The sequence below is a fragment of the Nocardioides pacificus genome, from assembly GCF_054775955.1.
The window spans coordinates 27256-44766 of record NZ_BAAHCI010000014.1; the positions used below are offsets into that span (position 1 = coordinate 27256).

Annotated in this window: 8 protein-coding genes, 4 tRNA genes and 1 riboswitch; of the genes, 7 read left to right on the forward strand and 5 right to left on the reverse strand. The window is 69.0% G+C overall.

Features of this window, described 5'->3' with window-relative positions; all coding sequences use genetic code 11:
- Positions 1-108 precede the first annotated feature (108 nt).
- The 4 genes from ACYU7L_RS16595 to ACYU7L_RS16610 form a co-directional block, all read right to left on the reverse strand.
- Entirely contained in the window at positions 109-5076 is a 4968-nt protein-coding gene (locus ACYU7L_RS16595) for a DEAD/DEAH box helicase (RefSeq protein ID WP_460798904.1), read from the reverse strand.
- Complete coding sequence (locus tag ACYU7L_RS16600) at positions 5073-7385, reverse strand: hypothetical protein (protein WP_460798907.1); 2313 nt, start codon at positions 7383-7385, stop codon at positions 5073-5075. The genes ACYU7L_RS16595 and ACYU7L_RS16600 overlap by 4 nt, the downstream gene beginning before the upstream one ends.
- 1485 nt (positions 7386-8870) lie before the next feature.
- Positions 8871-8945, reverse strand: a tRNA-Val gene (locus ACYU7L_RS16605).
- Positions 8946-9018: 73 nt separating this feature from the next.
- On the reverse strand, positions 9019-9534 hold the full coding sequence (locus tag ACYU7L_RS16610; protein ID WP_460798910.1) for a PGPGW domain-containing protein: 516 nt from the start codon (positions 9532-9534) through the stop codon (positions 9019-9021).
- A gap of 166 nt (positions 9535-9700) precedes the next feature.
- On the opposite strand from ACYU7L_RS16610, the gene ACYU7L_RS16615 reads away from it, so the two are divergent.
- Positions 9701-10129 carry an SsgA family sporulation/cell division regulator gene (locus tag ACYU7L_RS16615; protein ID WP_460798913.1) on the forward strand — a complete coding sequence of 143 codons (429 nt, stop codon included), beginning with the start codon at positions 9701-9703 and terminating at the stop codon, positions 10127-10129.
- A 10-nt stretch (positions 10130-10139) separates the two neighbouring features.
- Here the strand turns inward: ACYU7L_RS16615 and ACYU7L_RS16620 are convergent, their stop codons facing one another.
- Positions 10140-10961, reverse strand: coding sequence for an aminotransferase class IV (locus ACYU7L_RS16620; RefSeq protein WP_460798916.1), 822 nt, complete (start codon positions 10959-10961; stop codon positions 10140-10142).
- 141 nt (positions 10962-11102) lie between these two features.
- On the opposite strand from ACYU7L_RS16620, the gene ACYU7L_RS16625 reads away from it, so the two are divergent.
- The 6 genes from ACYU7L_RS16625 (at position 11103) to ACYU7L_RS16650 (ending at position 17488) form a co-directional block, all read left to right on the forward strand.
- Positions 11103-11175, forward strand: a tRNA-Gly gene (locus ACYU7L_RS16625).
- A gap of 24 nt (positions 11176-11199) precedes the next feature.
- A tRNA-Cys gene (locus ACYU7L_RS16630) sits at positions 11200-11270 on the forward strand.
- 38 nt (positions 11271-11308) lie between these two features.
- Positions 11309-11383, forward strand: a tRNA-Val gene (locus tag ACYU7L_RS16635).
- Between the two features lie 99 nt (positions 11384-11482).
- A riboswitch (cobalamin riboswitch) is annotated at positions 11483-11598 on the forward strand.
- Between the two features lie 36 nt (positions 11599-11634).
- Positions 11635-15267, forward strand: coding sequence for a cobaltochelatase subunit CobN (cobN, locus tag ACYU7L_RS16640; RefSeq protein WP_460798918.1), 3633 nt, complete (start codon positions 11635-11637; stop codon positions 15265-15267).
- Complete coding sequence (gene cobF / locus ACYU7L_RS16645) at positions 15264-16010, forward strand: precorrin-6A synthase (deacetylating) (RefSeq protein WP_460798920.1); 747 nt, start codon at positions 15264-15266, stop codon at positions 16008-16010. Before cobN ends, cobF begins: the two co-directional genes overlap by 4 nt.
- Positions 16007-17488, forward strand: coding sequence for a cobyric acid synthase (locus ACYU7L_RS16650; protein ID WP_460798922.1), 1482 nt, complete (start codon positions 16007-16009; stop codon positions 17486-17488). The genes cobF and ACYU7L_RS16650 overlap by 4 nt, the downstream gene beginning before the upstream one ends.
- Positions 17489-17511 lie beyond the last annotated feature (23 nt).

Here is a 17511-nt window from a genome sequence, read left to right on the forward strand (position 1 = left end):
GAAGTCTTGACCTGCATCCTGCGTCCCCGAGTCCACCACGGCTCGACCATAGTCGGGATGGTCGATGACGTCAGCCGAACCCGCCCGTTGCTGCCTCTGCGGGGGCACTCATTCGCCGGCCCCGAGGGCCAGCGCCACTGTTGCTGCGTCAGCCGCCACGATATGCCATCCGGCGCTGACCAAGTGCTCCACCTCAGCAGGTTCGAGGCCGGTGGAGACGGCGACCTTTGAGTGGGGCCAGCTCAGCGACAGCGGGACCCCATCTTCGGTCTCCGAGCCCACCATCGGGACCGGCAGATCGGCTGACACCAGGGCGAGCAACAACGCGCGCTCGCTCTGGTCGGCCAGTCCCCAGGCCGCCCGCCACTCGGAGGGAAGGTCATCGGAGTCCTGGGTGTGGGATGCGGCCGAGGACGTACGCTCCGCCGCCATCGAGCCGAGCAAGATCGACAGCACTTCTGTGGCGCGACCACGAGACAGCACGTCGTGGTCACGCTGGTTGCCGAAGCTCCTCAGACACCCGTAGCACGACGTTTCGGGTCCGCATTCGCAGGATTCGACACGTCGCAGCGCCGCGCGGAGGACCTTCGGCAGGTGCTGGGCGACCATGAGGACGTGCCCAGCCCCGCCGGGAACCGTGTCGAACAGAGACAAGGACCAGGCGTTCATACCCGTCGGGGACAAGGTTCCGCCGATGTCGTCGCGGGCGATCTCCAAGGACTCGCTGGCGGCCTCCACAATGGCGTACAGAACGGACTTCCACGTGTCCTTGTCGTGCGACAGGCCAGCGGAGAACGCGAGGTCGAGCAGGTCTGTTTCGTACGTATGGGCCAGATCCAACCGGTCGGCTGGACCTGTGCACGGCTTGCCGGTGACCGGGCTGGCGTGAGCCCCTGGCGGACGTTTCGGGTGTGCTGCGCACGGCACACCGCGACCACACCACTGACAGATCCAGAACCCCATCCCAGACGGGCCGTCGGCCACCGCGACCATGCGTCCCCGCGGGCCCTGACTGACGGTGATCTGCCCACCCTCCAAGGTGACCACCGACTCCGTGGCCTCAGCCGAGTGGGCGAGCACGTGCACAGCCCCGCTCCAGAACTGCTGGGGAGGACGACTGCCAGGTCGGGTCGTCTCGGGATCCGCGACGAATCCGAACTCCGGAACCGTCAGCGTGCGTTGCATCCGAGTCGACTCGGTCCCACAGCGATCGCAGATTGGATCGACTTCACCGTGGGAGCGGCGGAATGCCCCGCACCCTTCACACACCCGGTACTTGAACGACTCCGGCTCCCGACCCGGCATCCGGTACACCCCGCGAGAGGTCCACACTCGCCCGCCGGCAACGATCTGGGAACCCGGCGCGTACTCGTGGATGGCACGGGAGAGGTCTCTGCTGAGCTCCACCAACTTGCCCACGTTGTGCTCGGACTTGCCGTAGTTCGTGCGGAGCTCGACTGAATCGACTGGGAACCCGTACTTGGGCAGCACGTTGTGGTTGGACAGGTATCCCAACAATTCGCGCTTGTGCAGCGTGGCGACGACCTTGCTGTAGCGCTGCGCGAGGCCGTAGTGCCCCGCGGCTGCCGAAGCGACCTCCAACTCCTGGAGAGCCAGGACATCGTTTTCCAGTTCTTCGCGAGTCTGCTTCAGGAGATCGAGCAGTTCTGCCACCCAGCCCCCGCCTTCGATGTCGAGGCGTTGCGCGACCGAGCGCGGGACCACGCGGAGCAATGTGTCGGTAAGACCACGAGGAACCACCTTCAGGAACTGCTCGACCAAGGTGACGGGCGGGACCTGGTGCTGGTCACTGTCGAGGAGGAACTCACCCGCGGTGCGGGCAATGCGGGACGTCTCGTCGAAGTACCAGCGGAAGAAGGCGGCCAACGCGACGGAATGGACGTGGCGGCGGTCAATGCGCTCATTGGCCAGCGGGACGTAGGGCGAGCGCACTGAACCCGACATCATCACCTCGGGAGCGGCGAACCTGCTCAAGTCGTGCGAGCGGCGCTGAGCGTAGGTGACCACCAGCGCAGCAGCCCCCGCGCGACGGCCCGCACGCCCCGCCCGCTGCAGGTAGTTGGCCGTCGTCGGTGGCATGTTGCGCAGGAGCACTGCCTGCAACTCCCCCACGTCGACACCCAGCTCGAAGGTGGTCGAGCACGACAAGGCGTTGACCTGCCCGGTGACGAACTTCTGTTGAATCGCCGCAGCTTCACGACCGGTCCACTGTGCCGTGTGTTCCAGCGCAGTGAGCTTGGCGGGGCGCATCGTCCGGTACAGAGTCCGGTAGTGGTCGGTCTCGTTCTCTAACGCCGGTGGCGCGAACTCCACCAGAGTCCCTTCGCAACCCAGGGCTGGGCACACCGCCCGCACCGAGACCGGTGTCGTGCGCCGACACACCGAGCAGCGGTAGACCGGAGCTGCCTCGGTGACCCACCTCAGGCGCACAGCCTCGTGGTCCACCTGCTGCACGGTCCCCTGCTTGGGTTCGTTCGTGGTGCGCAGCCAGTTCACCTGGCTGTGGGGAGCCGTGAGGATTCGCCAGATGCCGTCAAGGACCCTCGCCGGATCCACTTGCTGATCGAGCGCCCGCAGCACTCTCCGCACGTAGTCGATGCGGCGATTCGTGCCCTTGCCCGGGAGCCAGGACAACACCTTCTTGCCGGGCTCGGGGCCTTCTCCGCGGACGAAGATCGGCCCCAGCCTGGGCGCGAAGATCTCGTCGTTGGGTGCCACCTCCTCCGGCATGGAGACCACACCCTGTTGCCGCAAGCTCCGGACCAGCTCCTGAATCAGGTCCCAGGCTTCATCTGCGGTCAGACCGAGCTGCACCAGCGGGGCGGGCGCCCCCCACGCTGGGTTCCTGATGAGCTGGATGCTCACCAGTCCCAGGCCTTCCAGCGACTGACGATCGTCGGTGCTGAGGATCTCGGCCATCAGCCACGGAGCAACGTGGCGCGTCTGCTTCTGCGCCGAGGCGTTCCATTCGAACTCTCCAGCGCTCTCGGCCACTTTGCGCAGGTGGAAGAGCACGTCCTCCACACCGGCCGGGTCATCGGCCGCTCCCGCCTTGACCAAGCTCTGACTCAGCAGCCGGCGACGGCGAACCCGAGCATAGGAGTCCTCGAGGTAGGGCGCGAAGTAGGCAGCTGCCTGCCTGCTGTCGCTGAACATCAGCAGTTTGTGGTCGGTCACCGTCAGAGGCACGTCGGGCGCGCTGAGGTTCTGGTAGAGCGAGGTGGCGATCACGGCACCGCTGGCGTCCGCACCCGACTGCAGCCCCCGGACGGTCCCTGGACCACGCGCACCGCATACCAGGCAACCCGGGATTTCCTCGCCCTGTCGCTTGAGTCGCCGGACCACTCTCACCTCGGTCGAGGAACACTGCGGCGACGGGCAGGACCCAGAGCCCGGATCTCCCAGCGCTCCGCACGTGGCACACAGGGCGAACGCTTCGCTGTCGAGCAGGACCACATCTGAGGCGACGGCCTCCTCGTCCTCGTCGACGTTGGCCTCCGAGTCGCCGAGGACCAACCACGTGGGACGTCGACTGGCCCTGGCCGGGAAGAAGAAGTCCTGAGGGCCGAGTTTCTCCACCGATCCAGCCAGGTGGACGGAACCGCACCGCGTACACGAACCCACCTCGAACATGCGCGCAGCGCAGTCCGGACAGTTCTCGTGTGGTGCCAGTTGGACGTGCGGGCCTGCCGTCCCCAAACAGGAGAACGCCCCTTCGGTGGCCCGCAGGAACAGGTGGTAGCGGGCTGACAGCGGGGTCGTTCCGTCGTGCCGGCGCAGGGCACTGCCGAGTTGGACCAGCGCGGCCAGCCCAGCCTCAGCATCGTCGCTGTCACCGAACACCCGCTGGGCCGCTGACCTGATCGGCTGCGGCCCTTCGGCCAGGACACGGCGCAGCTCGGCGAGGCTCTTCTCATTCACCAGGGCGTCAGCGGCGGTCTCGGCGCTGGCGCCATGCGCTGCAGCCTGGGCCTGAACCGCCGACTCAGGGTCGGCGCTGGCGGCCAACTGGACGCACTCGGCGGCCGACAGGGGGCCCCAGAATGGGCCGTTGGGGAGACCCACTCGACGCGCAAGAATCAGGTCCTGCCGGGAGGCGTCGTCCTCTTGCCATTCGAAGGGTTCGCCGAAGAGGTTGGTGGCAAAGGTCGTCACGGTCGAAGGGTCGGTGTCGCCGCCCACCGTCGCGGAGGTGGCGATGCACTGAATCGATCGTCCTGGCGCCACTCGATCCCGGACCCGGCGCAACAGCATGGCGACCTCGGCGCCCTGGGTGCCGTCGTAGACGTGCGCTTCATCGACGACGATGAAGCGCCAACTGTCGCCGTCGCCGAAGAGCTCGAAGTCCAAAGGTCGAAGCAACAGGTACTCGAGCATCGCGTAGTTCGTTAGCAGGAAGTGGGGAGGCGCGGCTCGGATCTCTTCACGGCTGAGGATCTCGTTGGGCAGGATCGGCTCGCCGATGTTGAGGTCCGCGAACTTCTCCCGGGCCTTGATGGGGTCCTGCTCGGTCTCTCCGGTGTAGCGACCGAAAGTGATGTCAGGATACTTCGCAAGCAGCTGCCGCAGGCGTTTCATCTGGTCGTTCGCCAAGGCATTCATCGGGTACAGGAGGAGGGCTCGTACGCCGGGCCCCAAAGTGCCTGCCTCCTTCTCGCGTACGAGGGAGTCAAGGATCGGCAAGAGGAACGACTCCGTCTTGCCGGATCCGGTCCCCGTGGCAACGACCACGTTGCGCCCCGCTCCCACCTTGCGGACGGAGCTCTCCTGGTGGGCGTACAGCGGCCGGTCGAGCGGCAGGGCGTCGCTCGCCAGGTCCGCGAACCCGGACGAGAGAACGCCCTCATCGATGAGGTCCTGGAGCGTTGCTCGGGGAGCGTACGGAGGGGTGGCCTCCAGAAAGGGCCCCTTGTCCAGGAGCGAACTCGTGACGATGGCGTGAGTGAGTGCCGCGCCCATCTTCGGATCGCGGACCGCCAGGAGCGACCTCAGGTATCGCCGGTAGGTGCTGGTGATGTCGCGGGAGGCGCCGACGGCGTCGATGGAGGTGTTCACAGGGCTTCCTCAAGGTCGGGCAGGGACGGCGGATTGATCATCAGCTCAGCGAGGATCAGGTCAGCGGCGACCAAGTCGGGGCAGGCTCGCGCGACCTGGGACCAGGCCCGCCGGTTGGCGTCGATCCAGCCTGCTGCCGCCGCGCTGCCGTGAGCGGCATGCCGTGCTGCACACGCGAAAGCCATCGACAGCTGAGGGATGGCGCGCCAGGAGGTCGGATTCGTCGGGTGGCTTCGTGCGTCCACAGCGGCAGCCGAGTTCGGGGCTCCCACGCGCGTGAACAAGACGCGCGCCTGCGCCAGGAGCTTCTCGGCGGACGGAATCACCAGGCCCAGATTGTGGTCACGCCGTGTCTTCAAGAACTCGAAGGTGGCGAGTCGACGCGATTCGGAATCGACGACTCCTTGCGGGACGAACGCGGCGACAGATTCAAGGGCCGCACGCACCTCGGGTCCAGAAGAGTCGTAGAGGTCATGGCTGTGCCCCATGGCGCTGATCTGGGGCGTGGGGTCCTCCCCCAGTGCAGCGAGCCTTAATAGAGCTCCCCCACTGACCACTGCTTCCTCAATGGCGTGGTGATGGTCCTTCGGGTCCACCGCACCGAGCAGGAGCACCGACATCACGAGACTCTGTCGTGACCAGTCCAGGTCGCAGGCCTCCACGGGGGCACCCTCGACCGATGCCGCGGCGAGGTTGGAATCAATCAACGCCTGCAGGCGCTCGCCCGCATCAAGAGCCGACGAGGTGAGCGTCATGAGAGAGCTGGACACGTCCAGCGCCAACAGGCGAGCCAGTTCGCGCTGCTTCCGCGTCCGCTCAACCACCTGGATCTGGTCAAGACGTGCCAACGTGGACCAGACCCGGCCGAGGTCCTTGGGGTCGGACGGCACCGGTCCCACGTCCGCCAGATAGGCAGACAACGCCGTTTCCTCGGAATCAGCACTGATCAGGTGCCCAGCCTCGTGAACGATGCTGGCCTCGCCGGGCGGCGCCCACGCCGGGACAGGCTCCGGCAGCCATGGGTCCTCCACCCGGACGCTCACGACGAGCGGCCCGGCCCGCACAAGGTCAGCAGGGAGCGGCGCGAGACCGTCCGAGACCGGAATTTGGACCCCCGCGCGCCAGGGAGCACGCGTGGCATAGGCGATCACGGTGAGGCCGTCCAGATTCACACAGTCGTCAAGAACGATGGCGCCATCTGCGATCCGAAGGCCACTGAACAACGTGTGGGGGCGGATGTTGGCGATCTCCAGAACACCCTCGGGGTCAAGGCACAGCCGCAGTTGCGGGTGGACCAACATCGTGTCGGTGATCTTGCGCAGATCGAAACGATGCAGACCATGTCGAGCATCAGCGCCGGGCTCCACGACCTGCAGTCGCTCCTTGCCTTCGAACACATGCAGGAGCGGGTCTGCCGATGCCCCAACAGAGAGAATCAGAACGCCGGGCTCCGCGGCCACATCCTCGGTGTACAACAGCGGCGGCTGGATCGTTGGGCCCGTCACCCCTTGAGCAGACTGGTGTGTGACGGACATGTGAGCGGGCTCCACCGAGAGGTGGAGGGCGTCCCCGCCACAGGTGACGACGACGCTGCTCTTGACCGTGTGGGAATCCAACTCCAGAGTCACCGGGTCGCACTGCATGGCGTCGTCGACGCTGATGCTGACCTGACATGGCATCAGGCCACCCCGCGTCTGAAACCGCCGCCAGGCGGGAGAAATGGTGGGGGTCAGACCCTCCACGATGACCAGATCACGGGAAGCGCCGCGCCCCCACGGTCCACGGACCTTGACCGCGTAGGCACCGAACAGCGGTCGGGCCACGTCGCTCCAGATCTCATCGGGATCGGCCAACCCAACACGACGCGCGAGGAGTTCTCCTCGGCCGTTGACGATGCTGACCTCCCACGTCACATCTGCTCCCAGCTCTGAGGGCAATTCGATGTGAGGCGGCGCCGCGAACACTGGATCCCCGGTGCGGGTTCGTACGCCTCCCACCGGAGTGGGAACGACGATCCGCGCCGAGTAGGCGCGGCGCACCGGGTGCGCCTTCGTGCTGTCGCCATGGGAGATGGAGGTGACGTGGGTCAGATCGACCTGGACGAGCGACCACCCCGCCCAACCCGGCGGCAGGGATGCCTCCGTCAGAACGTGCAGCGTGCCGGTCACCGACAGCTGGTCCAGTTGGCCGGGGAAAAGCAACCAAGCTGTCGACACCCGCCAAGGCGCGCCGGGCGACAGTTGGGTTCCTTCCTCGTCGAAGGCGAGGAGCGGGTCCCGCTCGTCAACGACGGGCAGAGTGACTGCCAAGTGGGCGTGACCCTCCAGGGCTGCGCTGACGCTCCGCACCGGAGCGCGGACCGAGACATCGGTTTGGGGGGCAGGCTCTCCCGAGCCTGGCCACAGGGCCTTCGTCGCCACTCGCTGGCGTACACCATCCATGCCGACGATCCAATTGGCCGTGCCGTCGGGTGCTTCGCTCACAGCAGGAAGCCGCAGGAGTAGCCCTCGGTTGAAGGGGTCGAGGAACAGTCGCGGGCGTCGATAAGCGCCTGCATCCAGCCCTGACGCGGAACGGCGAGCCCTGCGCGCAATCGAGCAGGCTTGCGCCATCTCGAGCGCTGCATGCCGAAACCTCTCAGGCAGAGGAACCTCGTCGAGGTTCCCACCTACCGAGGCAATGTCCAAGAGGTCGAAGACACGGTCCGCGACGTCGACAGCAAACTCCCCGCCGTACTTGAGGAAACGCGCAACGGGTTTGTCAACGTGAGGGAGTGGGTGAGTCGACGCCCATGCCACGAACGCATCAGCCGTCAATCCTGGAGACCTCCGCCGCCGTTCTTCCACGAGAGTGAAGAAGTCAGGCAAGCAGTACGTGGGGACTCCCGAGTGCAAGAGGATGCGACCCACGTACGTGCTACCCGCGTCGTCGACGTCTTCGAATCGGGGGAGTCCCACTTGGTCAAGGTTGTCGAGGAAGGCCTGTCCCCACGCCTTCTGGAACTGCTGATCCTGGGGCACCCCTGCGAGCTCCGTCAGCCTCGGCCAAAAGGTCCCGTTGCTGTAGTGCTCCGTGGCAACCAGCACTGTGGACATCACGTGAACCGCGGGCCACCGTCGCAGCCACCTCTCTGCCGTACCTTTGGGGCTGAAGACCCGATACCCCTGACCGAGCACCCCCAGCGCCTGCTCGGTGAACTCAGGATTCACGTCGCACTCCGCGATGAGTGAAACGACTGCTGCCTTCTGAGACCAGGATGCCTCTCGGTGGTTCAGAAGCTCGACCGGCCTCATGACCTCGCCGTCTGCGGACATGCTCTCCCCCTGCGTCACTCCAATATCTGTAGTTGCATCATGGAGGAGAGCACCGACAACTTTCACCGTTATCAGCGGTCAGCCGGCTAGTGGGCCACGTATTCAGGTCCTTGGGGGAGGCCAGTTTCCCGGGCGTGTGCTCATCCTCCTTGACTCAGGCGGACGCTGCATCAAGCTCGTGTCGGTTTCGCAACCGAGTCGCCGCTGATCCCCTGGTGTGCGGACCCTGCGCGTCGTTGGAGGAAAATGCGCTGACGTGCGACGGCACCGCGGAGCATCATCGGGGCCGAGACCAGACCCATCGCCGCGAACTTGAGCGCGCTCTCCGCAAACAGCAACAGCAGTCGTTCAGGTAGCCGGCCAGAGACGGAAGACGCCATCATGGACGATGAACAGCCAAGATGTCGGTGCGCACTGTTCCTCGTAGATTCCTCGACGGCCAGTTCGGCTGTAGAAATTGGCGTCTGACCTGCGGAAACATGGTGGGCGATACTGGGTTCGAACCAGTGACCTCTTCGGTGTGAACGAAGCGCGCTACCACTGCGCCAATCGCCCGTGTGGTGCGGCGGAAACACTAGCGCATCCAAGACGAGGACTCACACTCCGGGGTGTCCGACCGGGACAGGCCTCACATGCCGGGCAGGTCCGGAACGGCTCCGCTGATGTCCTGGACCCAGTCCCAGCCGTCGACCGCGAAGCCGGGCCAGTCATAGACGACGAGGTAGCCGATGACCGCGGCGGAGACGACCACGACCGTGGCAGAGACGAGCAGGACCCGGCGCCGTTGCACGGCGGGGTCCTCGTGGCGGGCCCTCTCGGCCGCGGCGTGCGCCTTGGCGCGCGCGGCGTGCATCCAGCGCTCGGCCCAGTCCCACTCGGTGGCGAGGATCCCCAGCCCGACGACGATCGCGACGATGCCCGGCCCCGGCGTCACCATCATCACGATGCCGGCGAGCACCACCAGGCCGCCGATGAACGTGACGACGACCTTGGTGACCAGTGATGTGACGCGATTGCGGTGCAGCCTGGCGTGGAGCCGCTTGTAGAAGTGCAGGTCGTGCGACTTCTGGCCGGCAGGGTGAGCCTCGCCCAGCGTCGCCTCCTGACCAGGGTCGTCGGTCTCGCGCATCGGGTCGGCGGTCATTGCGCCGTCCTCCTCCGTCACCCTGCCTCCAGCTCAGCTCCGACACCGTTGCGGCGCTCGCCCTCTGAGGGTAGCCGTCCAGAACGGCCAGGACCGCTCGAAAGGACGCGTCACGGAGTGCTCTCAGCAACGTCTCAGGGGCAAGGGGACAACTCGGGGGAACGACATGAGAGACCAATGGTCCGCGCAACGCTGCATCACGCAGGACATCACGCTGCTCTGGCACGAGGGCGATGCCCGGCCGGCAGCACTGGACGCCCAGCTCGGCTACCGCGGCGACGACCCCTTCGCGATCACTCTGCGCTTCCACGGAGCGGAGGTGGTCTGGACCTTCGGCCGTGAGCTGCTGCGCCGAGGTCTCACCACGCCGGTGGGTGAGGGCGACGTCGCGGTCTGGCCGCGGCTGGACGCCGAGGGCCGTGCGGCAGTCGTCATCCAGTTGCGCTCCCCCGACGGCGAGATCCACCTCCAGGGGCGCACGATCGACGTCTACCGCTTCGTGGCCCGCACGTTGGACCTGGTGCCCTCGGGCAGCGAGTCGGACCTGCTCGACCTCGACGATCTCGTGGCCAACCTGCTGCGCGAGGAGCCCTGACCAGACCCACTCAGGGGTCCAGGTCCACTTCCTCCCGCGCCCGCCAGACCTCCGCCACGGCCCGCGTCACCGGCCCCGGCGCGGGCAGCTCGCGCCCGTCCCAGGCGTGCACCGCCTGGACGTCACGCGTCGTGGAGACCAGGAACACCTCGCTGGCCCTGTCGATCACGTCGATCGGCTCGTCGACCTCTCGTGCGCCGTACCACTCCAGGACCAGGGCGCGGGTGACCCCGGGCAAGCAGCCGCCGGCCACCGAGGGGGTGCGCAGCTCGCCGTCGACGACGTAGAAGACGTTGGTGGCCGTGCCCTCACAGAGCTCGCCTCGCGTGTTGGCGAAGACCGCCTCCCCCGCCCCTGCCTTGCGGGCGTGGGCCAGCGCCACGACGTTCTCCGCGTACGACGTGGTCTTGAGGCCGGTGAGCGGCCCGCGCTCGTTGCGCACCCACGGCACCGTGGCCACGGCCGTGGTGGCGGGCTGGGGCGCCATCTCGTCGGCGACGACGGCGACCGTCAACCGTCCGGTGCCGGCGAGCGCGGCCAGCGGGGCGATGCCGCGCGAGACCGTGATCCGCATCCGGCCCAGCGCCCAGTCCTGACCGGCGACGACGTCGGCGACCCCGCGTCGTACGACGTCGAGGTCCAGGCCGTCGAGCCCGAGCCCGCGGGCGGACTGTGCCAGGCGGTCCAGGTGACGGGTGAGCGCGAACGGCACCCCGTCGAGCAGCTTGAGGGACTCCAGGACCCCGTCGCCGGTCGAGAAGCCCCGGTCGGTGACCGCGACGGCGGGCTCGTCGGGGTCCTCGAGAAGCCGGCCGTTGACCCATGCGCGCATGCGGCTCACTGTAGGTCCCGCCGGACGCCTCCCGTCCGCTCACGCGACACGCTCCGGTGGACCCGATTTGGCAGCGCCTCCCCCCTGTGGTTAATGTTCTCTCCGTCGCCCCGACCGGCCGAAAGCCGGGAAGAGCAGCAAGCGGACGTAGCTCAGTTGGTAGAGCGCAACCTTGCCAAGGTTGAGGTCGCGAGTTCGAGCCTCGTCGTCCGCTCGGAGAAAAAGTTTGAGCCTCCACGGTGGAGTGGCCGAGAGGCGAGGCAACGGACTGCAAATCCGTCTACACGGGTTCAAATCCCGTCTCCACCTCGACAACCTCGGCCCCTACGCGGGATCGTGGCTCGTACGGGCGATTGGCGCAGTGGTAGCGCGCTTCCTTGACACGGAAGAGGTCACTGGTTCAAACCCAGTATCGCCCACCAGAGAAAACCGCAGGTCAGCCGACCTGCGGTTCTTTTCATTTCCCCGAGAACCGCCCATACCGGCGGGGTCTCGTCGTCGACGCGTCGCCCCTCCCGTAGGGTCTCGACCACGCCTTCGGTGCAGGAACCCGGTGAGATTCCGGGGCGGTTCCGCCACTGTGACCAGGCCCGAGAGGGTCTGCAGCCAGACACTGAGCCGAGGGTGATCCCACCGTTACACGGGGCGAGAACCCCGGAGGAGGAACCCGGCCATGGCCGCGTCCACACGCATCTGCCTGCTCTCCACGTCCGACACCGACCTGCTCTCGGCCCGGGCCAGCGGCGCGGACTTCGTCCTGGCCAACCCGGCGCGCAGCGCCGAGGGCGACCTGTCCGGCTGCGTCGAGGGGGCCGACCTCGTCGTGATCCGGCTGCTCGGCTCGCCGCACGACCTGTGGCCGGGCATCGCCGCGGTGCGCGCCGCCGGCACGCCGGTGGTGGTGCTGGGAGGCGAGCAGCAGCCCAGCGCAGAGCTGATGGAGCTGTCCAGCGTCCCGATCGGCATCGCGGCCGAGGCGCACCGCTACCTCGCCGAGGGCGGTCCGGTGAACCTGGGACAGCTGCACGCGTTCCTCTCCGACACGGTGCTGCTCACCGGCGAGGGTTTCGCGCCGCCGGCGGCGATCCCGTCCTGGGGTCTCGTCGAGCGCCCCAGCACGACCGATTCCTCCAACACCAGCACAGCACTCCCCCGCATCGGCATCCTCTTCTACCGGGCCCACCAGGCCAGCGGGAACACCGCCTTCGCCCACGCGCTGGCCGACGCCGTCGACGACACCGGGCTGGCCGTCGGCGTGCCGATCTTCGCCGGCTCCCTGCGCAGTGCCCCGGACGACCTGTTCGAGACGCTCGGCACCCTCGACGCACTGGTGGTCACCGTGCTCGCCGCGGGAGGCAGCGTGCCGGCCTCGGCGAGCGCCGGCGGCGACGACGAGACCTGGGACGTCGAGCGGATCGCGGCCCTCGACATCCCGATCCTGCAAGGTCTGTGCCTGACCAGCAGCCGCGCGGAGTGGGAGGCCAACGACGACGGCGTCACCCCGCTGGACTCGGCCAACCAGATCGCGATCCCGGAGTTCGACGGCCGGATCATCACGGTGCCGTTCTCCTTCAAGGAGATCGACGCCGACGGGCTCCCCCGCTATGTCGCCGACCCCGAGCGCTGCCGCCGCGTGGCCTCGCTGGCCGCCCACCACGCCCGGCTGCGGCACGTGCCCAACAGCGACAAGAAGATCGCGCTGGTGCTCTCGGCCTACCCGACCAAGCACGCCCGGATCGGCAACGCCGTCGGCCTGGACACCCCGGTCTCCACCATCCGGCTGCTGCGCCGCCTGCGCGACGCCGGCTACGACCTGGGCGCCCCCGGCGCGGTGCCGGGTCTGGACCTCGACGACGACACCGCAGCCGGGGACACACTGATCCACGCGATGATCGCGGCCGGCGGCCAGGACGAGGAGTGGCTCACCTCCGACCAGCTCACCGACGCCCACGTCCGGATCACCCCCGAGCAGTACGCCCGCTGGACCGCCGACCTGCCGACCGCCCTGCGCACCGAGATGGGCGAGGCCTGGGGCGAGGCACCCGGGACCCTGTTCGTGAACGACGCCGGCGAGATCGTGCTGGCCACCCTCGTCGCGGGCAACGTCGTCCTGCTGATCCAGCCGCCGCGCGGCTTCGGGGAGAACCCGGTGGCGATCTACCACGACCCCGACCTGGCACCGACGCACCACTACCTGGCCGCCTACCGCTGGCTCGAGGCCGCGCCGGCCGACGGCGGCTTCGGCGCCCACGCCGTCGTGCACATCGGCAAGCACGGGTCCCTGGAGTGGCTGCCCGGCAAGAACGCCGCGCTGTCCGCGCAGTGCGGCACCGACGCGGTGCTCGGCAACCTGCCGCTGTTCTACCCGTTCCTGGTCAACGACCCCGGCGAGGGCGCGCAGGCCAAGCGCCGCGCCCACGCCACCATCGTCGACCACCTGGTGCCGCCGATGGCGCGTGCGGAGACGTACGGCGACATCGCACGCCTGGAGCAGCTGCTCGACGAGTACGGCAACATCGCCTCGATGGACCCGGCCAAGCTGCCGGCGATCCGCGGTGAGATCTGGGCGCTGATGCGGGCTGCCGAGCTGCACCGTGACCTGGGCCTCGACGAGCGCCCCGAGGACGACGACTTCGACGACTTCCTGCTGCACGTCGACGGATGGCTGTGCGAGATCAAGGACGTGCAGATCCGCGACGGGCTGCACGTCCTCGGTCAGGCGCCGGTCGGCGAGGCGCAGGTCAACCTGGTGCTGGCGATCCTGCGCGCCTCGCAGGTCTGGGGCGGCGTCGGCCACGCCGTACCCGGCCTGCGTGCCGCGCTGGGCCTGTCCGAGGGGGCGAGCACCGCCGAGGTCGATGCCTTCGAGGAGCAGGCCCGCGCCTTGGTCACGGCGCTGGCCGAGGCCGACTGGGACCCCTGCGTCGTCGACCGGCTGCACGACGACCCGGCGGTGCGGCAGTCGCTCGCATTCGCCGCCACCGAGGTGGTCCCCCGGCTGGCCGCGACGACTGACGAGCTGGACACCCTGCTGCACGCGCTCGAGGGCGGTTACGTCGCGGCGGGGCCGTCCGGCTCACCGCTGCGCGGGCTCGTCAACGTGCTGCCCACCGGGCGCAACTTCTACACCGTCGACCCGCGCGCCGTACCCTCCCGGCTGGCCTGGCAGACCGGGCAGGCGATGGCGGAGTCACTGGTCCAGCGCTACCTCGACGAGACCGGTGAGCACCCCACCTCGGTCGGCCTGTCCGTGTGGGGCACCAGCGCGATGCGCACGTCCGGCGACGACATCGCCGAGGTGCTGGCGCTGCTCGGCGTGCGCCCGGAGTGGGACGAGATGTCGCGGCGGGTCAGCGACCTCACCGTGGTCGACCTGACCGAGCTGGGCCGCCCGCGCATCGACGTGACGGTCCGGATCTCCGGCTTCTTCCGCGATGCCTTCCCGCACGTGGTGGCGATGCTCGACGACGCGGTGCAGCTGGTCGCCGGCCTCGACGAGCCCGACGACATGAACTTCGTGCGCGCCCACGCCCAGCGCGACCTCGCCGAGCACGGCGACGCCCGCCGGGCCACCACGCGGATCTTCGGGTCCAAGCCCGGCTCCTACGGCGCCGGCATCCTCCAGGTCGTCGAGTCCGGCAGCTGGCGCGACGACAGCGACCTGGCCGAGGTCTACACCGCCTGGGGTGGCTTCGCCTACGGTCGCGGCCTGGACGGCGCGCCGGCCTCCGACGACATGCGCACGGCCTACCGCCGGATCAAGGTGGCCGCGAAGAACATCGACAGCAGCGAGCACGACATCGCCGACTCCGATGACTACTTCCAGTACCACGGCGGGATGATCGCGACCGTGCGAGCGCTGACCGGCGCCGACCCGAAGGCGTACGTCGGGGACTCGACGTCGCCGGACGCCATCCGCACCCGGACCCTGCAGGAGGAGACCAACCGGGTCTTCCGCTCGCGCGTGGTCAACCCGCGCTGGATCGGGGCGATGCAGCGCCACGGCTACAAGGGCGCCTTCGAGCTCGCCGCGACCGTCGACTACCTCTTCGGCTTCGACGCCACCGCCGGGGTGGTGCACGACTGGATGTATGAGTCGCTCGCCGCCTCCTACGTGCTCGACGAGATTAACCAGGAGTTCCTGCGGAAGTCGAACCCGTGGGCGCTGCGCGGCATCGTGGAGCGGCTGCACGAGGCGGCCGAGCGCGGTCTGTGGGCAGAGCCCGATCCCGAGACCCTCGCGTCGCTGCAGAAGGTCTACCTCGAGGTCGAGGGCGACCTGGAGGATGAAGGTGGGGCGCCGTGACGCACGTGCGCGTGGTCGGCATCGGGATGGGGCCACAGCACCTCACCCGGGAGGCGTCCGCGGCGCTGGCGGGGGCCGACTATGCGCTCGCCGTGCGCAAGAGCGACGACGACGAGCTGCTCGCCGTACGCCGCCTCATCTGCGCCGAGCACGACCTGGAGCTGGTCGAGGTCGCCGACCCTGAGCGCGACCGCGACGACCCGGCCGACTACCCCGGCGCGGTCGCGGCGTGGCACGCCGCCCGGGCCGAGGCCTACGCGGGCCAGCTCGCCGCCCGGGGCGGCACCGCAGCCGTCCTGGTGTGGGGCGACCCGTCGCTCTATGACTCCACGCTGCGGCTCCTGGACCGGATCGGCGAGACGCTGGCGGACCTGACCTGGGACGTCGTGCCGGGCATCAGCGCCCCTCAGCTGCTCGCCGCGCGGCACCGGATCGTGCTGCACGGGGTCGGCGAGCCGGTGCACCTCACCACCGCTCGGCGCCTGCGGGAGAGCGTCGCGGCCGGGCAGCGCAGCGTCGTGGTGATGCTCGGCTCGCAGCGGAGCCTCGACGAGCTGGCCGGCCTCGGAGGCTGGCGGATCTGGTGGGGCGCCAACCTCGGCGCGGCCGGCGAGCGGCTGGTCGCGGGCCCGGTCGAGGAGGTGCTGCCCGCGGTGCGCGCCGCGCGGGAGGCGGCGCGGCTCGAGGCCGGCTGGGTGATGGACGCCTACCTGCTGCGCGCCCCAGAGCCGGTCGCGCCGTGAGCGGGCTGCTGGTCGCCGGCACCACCTCGGACGCCGGCAAGTCGGTGGTCACCACCGGACTGTGTCGCGCCCTCGCCCGGCGCGGGGTGTCGGTGGCGCCCTACAAGGCGCAGAACATGTCCAACAACTCGATGGTCTGCCACGACCGCGACGGGCGGACCGCCGAGATCGGGCGCGCCCAGTGGGTGCAGGCCCTGGCCGCCCGGGTGACCCCGGAGCCGGCGATGAACCCGGTGCTGCTCAAGCCCGGCTCCGACCGGCGCAGTCACGTCGTGGTGCTGGGCCGGCCAGCGGGCGAGGTGTCCGCGACCGACTTCGCGACCGGGCGGCGACACCTCGCGGCGGCCGCGCACGCGGCGTACGACGACCTGGCCGGGCGCTTCGACGTGGTCGTGGCCGAGGGGGCCGGCAGCCCCGCGGAGATCAACCTGCGCGCCAGCGACTATGTGAACCTGGGCCTGGCCCGGCACGCGGACCTGCCGGTCGTGGTCGTCGGCGACATCGATCGGGGTGGGCTGTTCGCCGCCATGTTCGGGACGCTTGCGCTCCTGGAGCCGGCCGACCAGGCGCTGGTGGCAGGGTTCGTCGTCAACAAGTTCCGCGGCGACCTCGACCTGCTGCGGCCCGGGCTGGATCAGCTGACGGCGCTGACGGGGCGGCCCGTGCACGGCGTACTCCCCTGGCATCCGGACCTGTGGCTGGACTCCGAGGACGCGCTCGATCTGGAGGGCCGTCGCGGCCGCGGTGCCGCCCGCATCCGGGTCGCCGTGGTGCGACTCCCCCGGATCAGCAACTTCACCGACGTCGACGCCCTCGGCCTCGAGCCGGACCTCGACGTCGTCTTCGCCTCCGACCCACGCGACCTCGCGGACGCCCACCTGGTGGTGCTGCCGGGGACGAGGGCCACGATCTCGGACCTCGTCTGGCTGCGCTCGCGCGGTCTCGACGTCGCCCTCGAGGCGCACGTGCGGGCCGGTCGCCCGCTCCTCGGGATCTGTGGCGGGTTCCAGATGCTCGGCGACGAGGTGCGTGACCCGGACGGCGTCGAGGGCCCGGCCGGAACGGTGGTGCGGGGGCTTGGCCTGCTGGGGATCTCCACCACGTTCGCCGCGGAGAAGGTGCTGCGACTGCCGACCGGCGCCGCCCTGGGCGCCGGGGTTTCCGGCTACGAGATCCACCATGGCCGGATCACCCGGGCCGACGGGGTCGAGGAGTTCCTCGGCGGGGCCCGGTCCGGTCAGGTCTTCGGCACCATGTGGCACGGCAGCCTGGAGGCCGACGACTTCCGGGTCGCGTTCCTTGACGAGATCGCCGGGCTGGCGCCCTCGGGGGTGAGCTTCCCGGCTGCCCGCGAGCGCCGCCTCGACCTCCTCGGCGACCTCGTCGAGGCGCACCTCGACGTCGACGCCCTGCTCGCCCTGGCGCGCGAGGGCGCCCCCACCGACCTGCCGACGCTCACCGTCGGCGGTGTCCGATGAGGGCGCCGTCGCTCCTCAGCCCG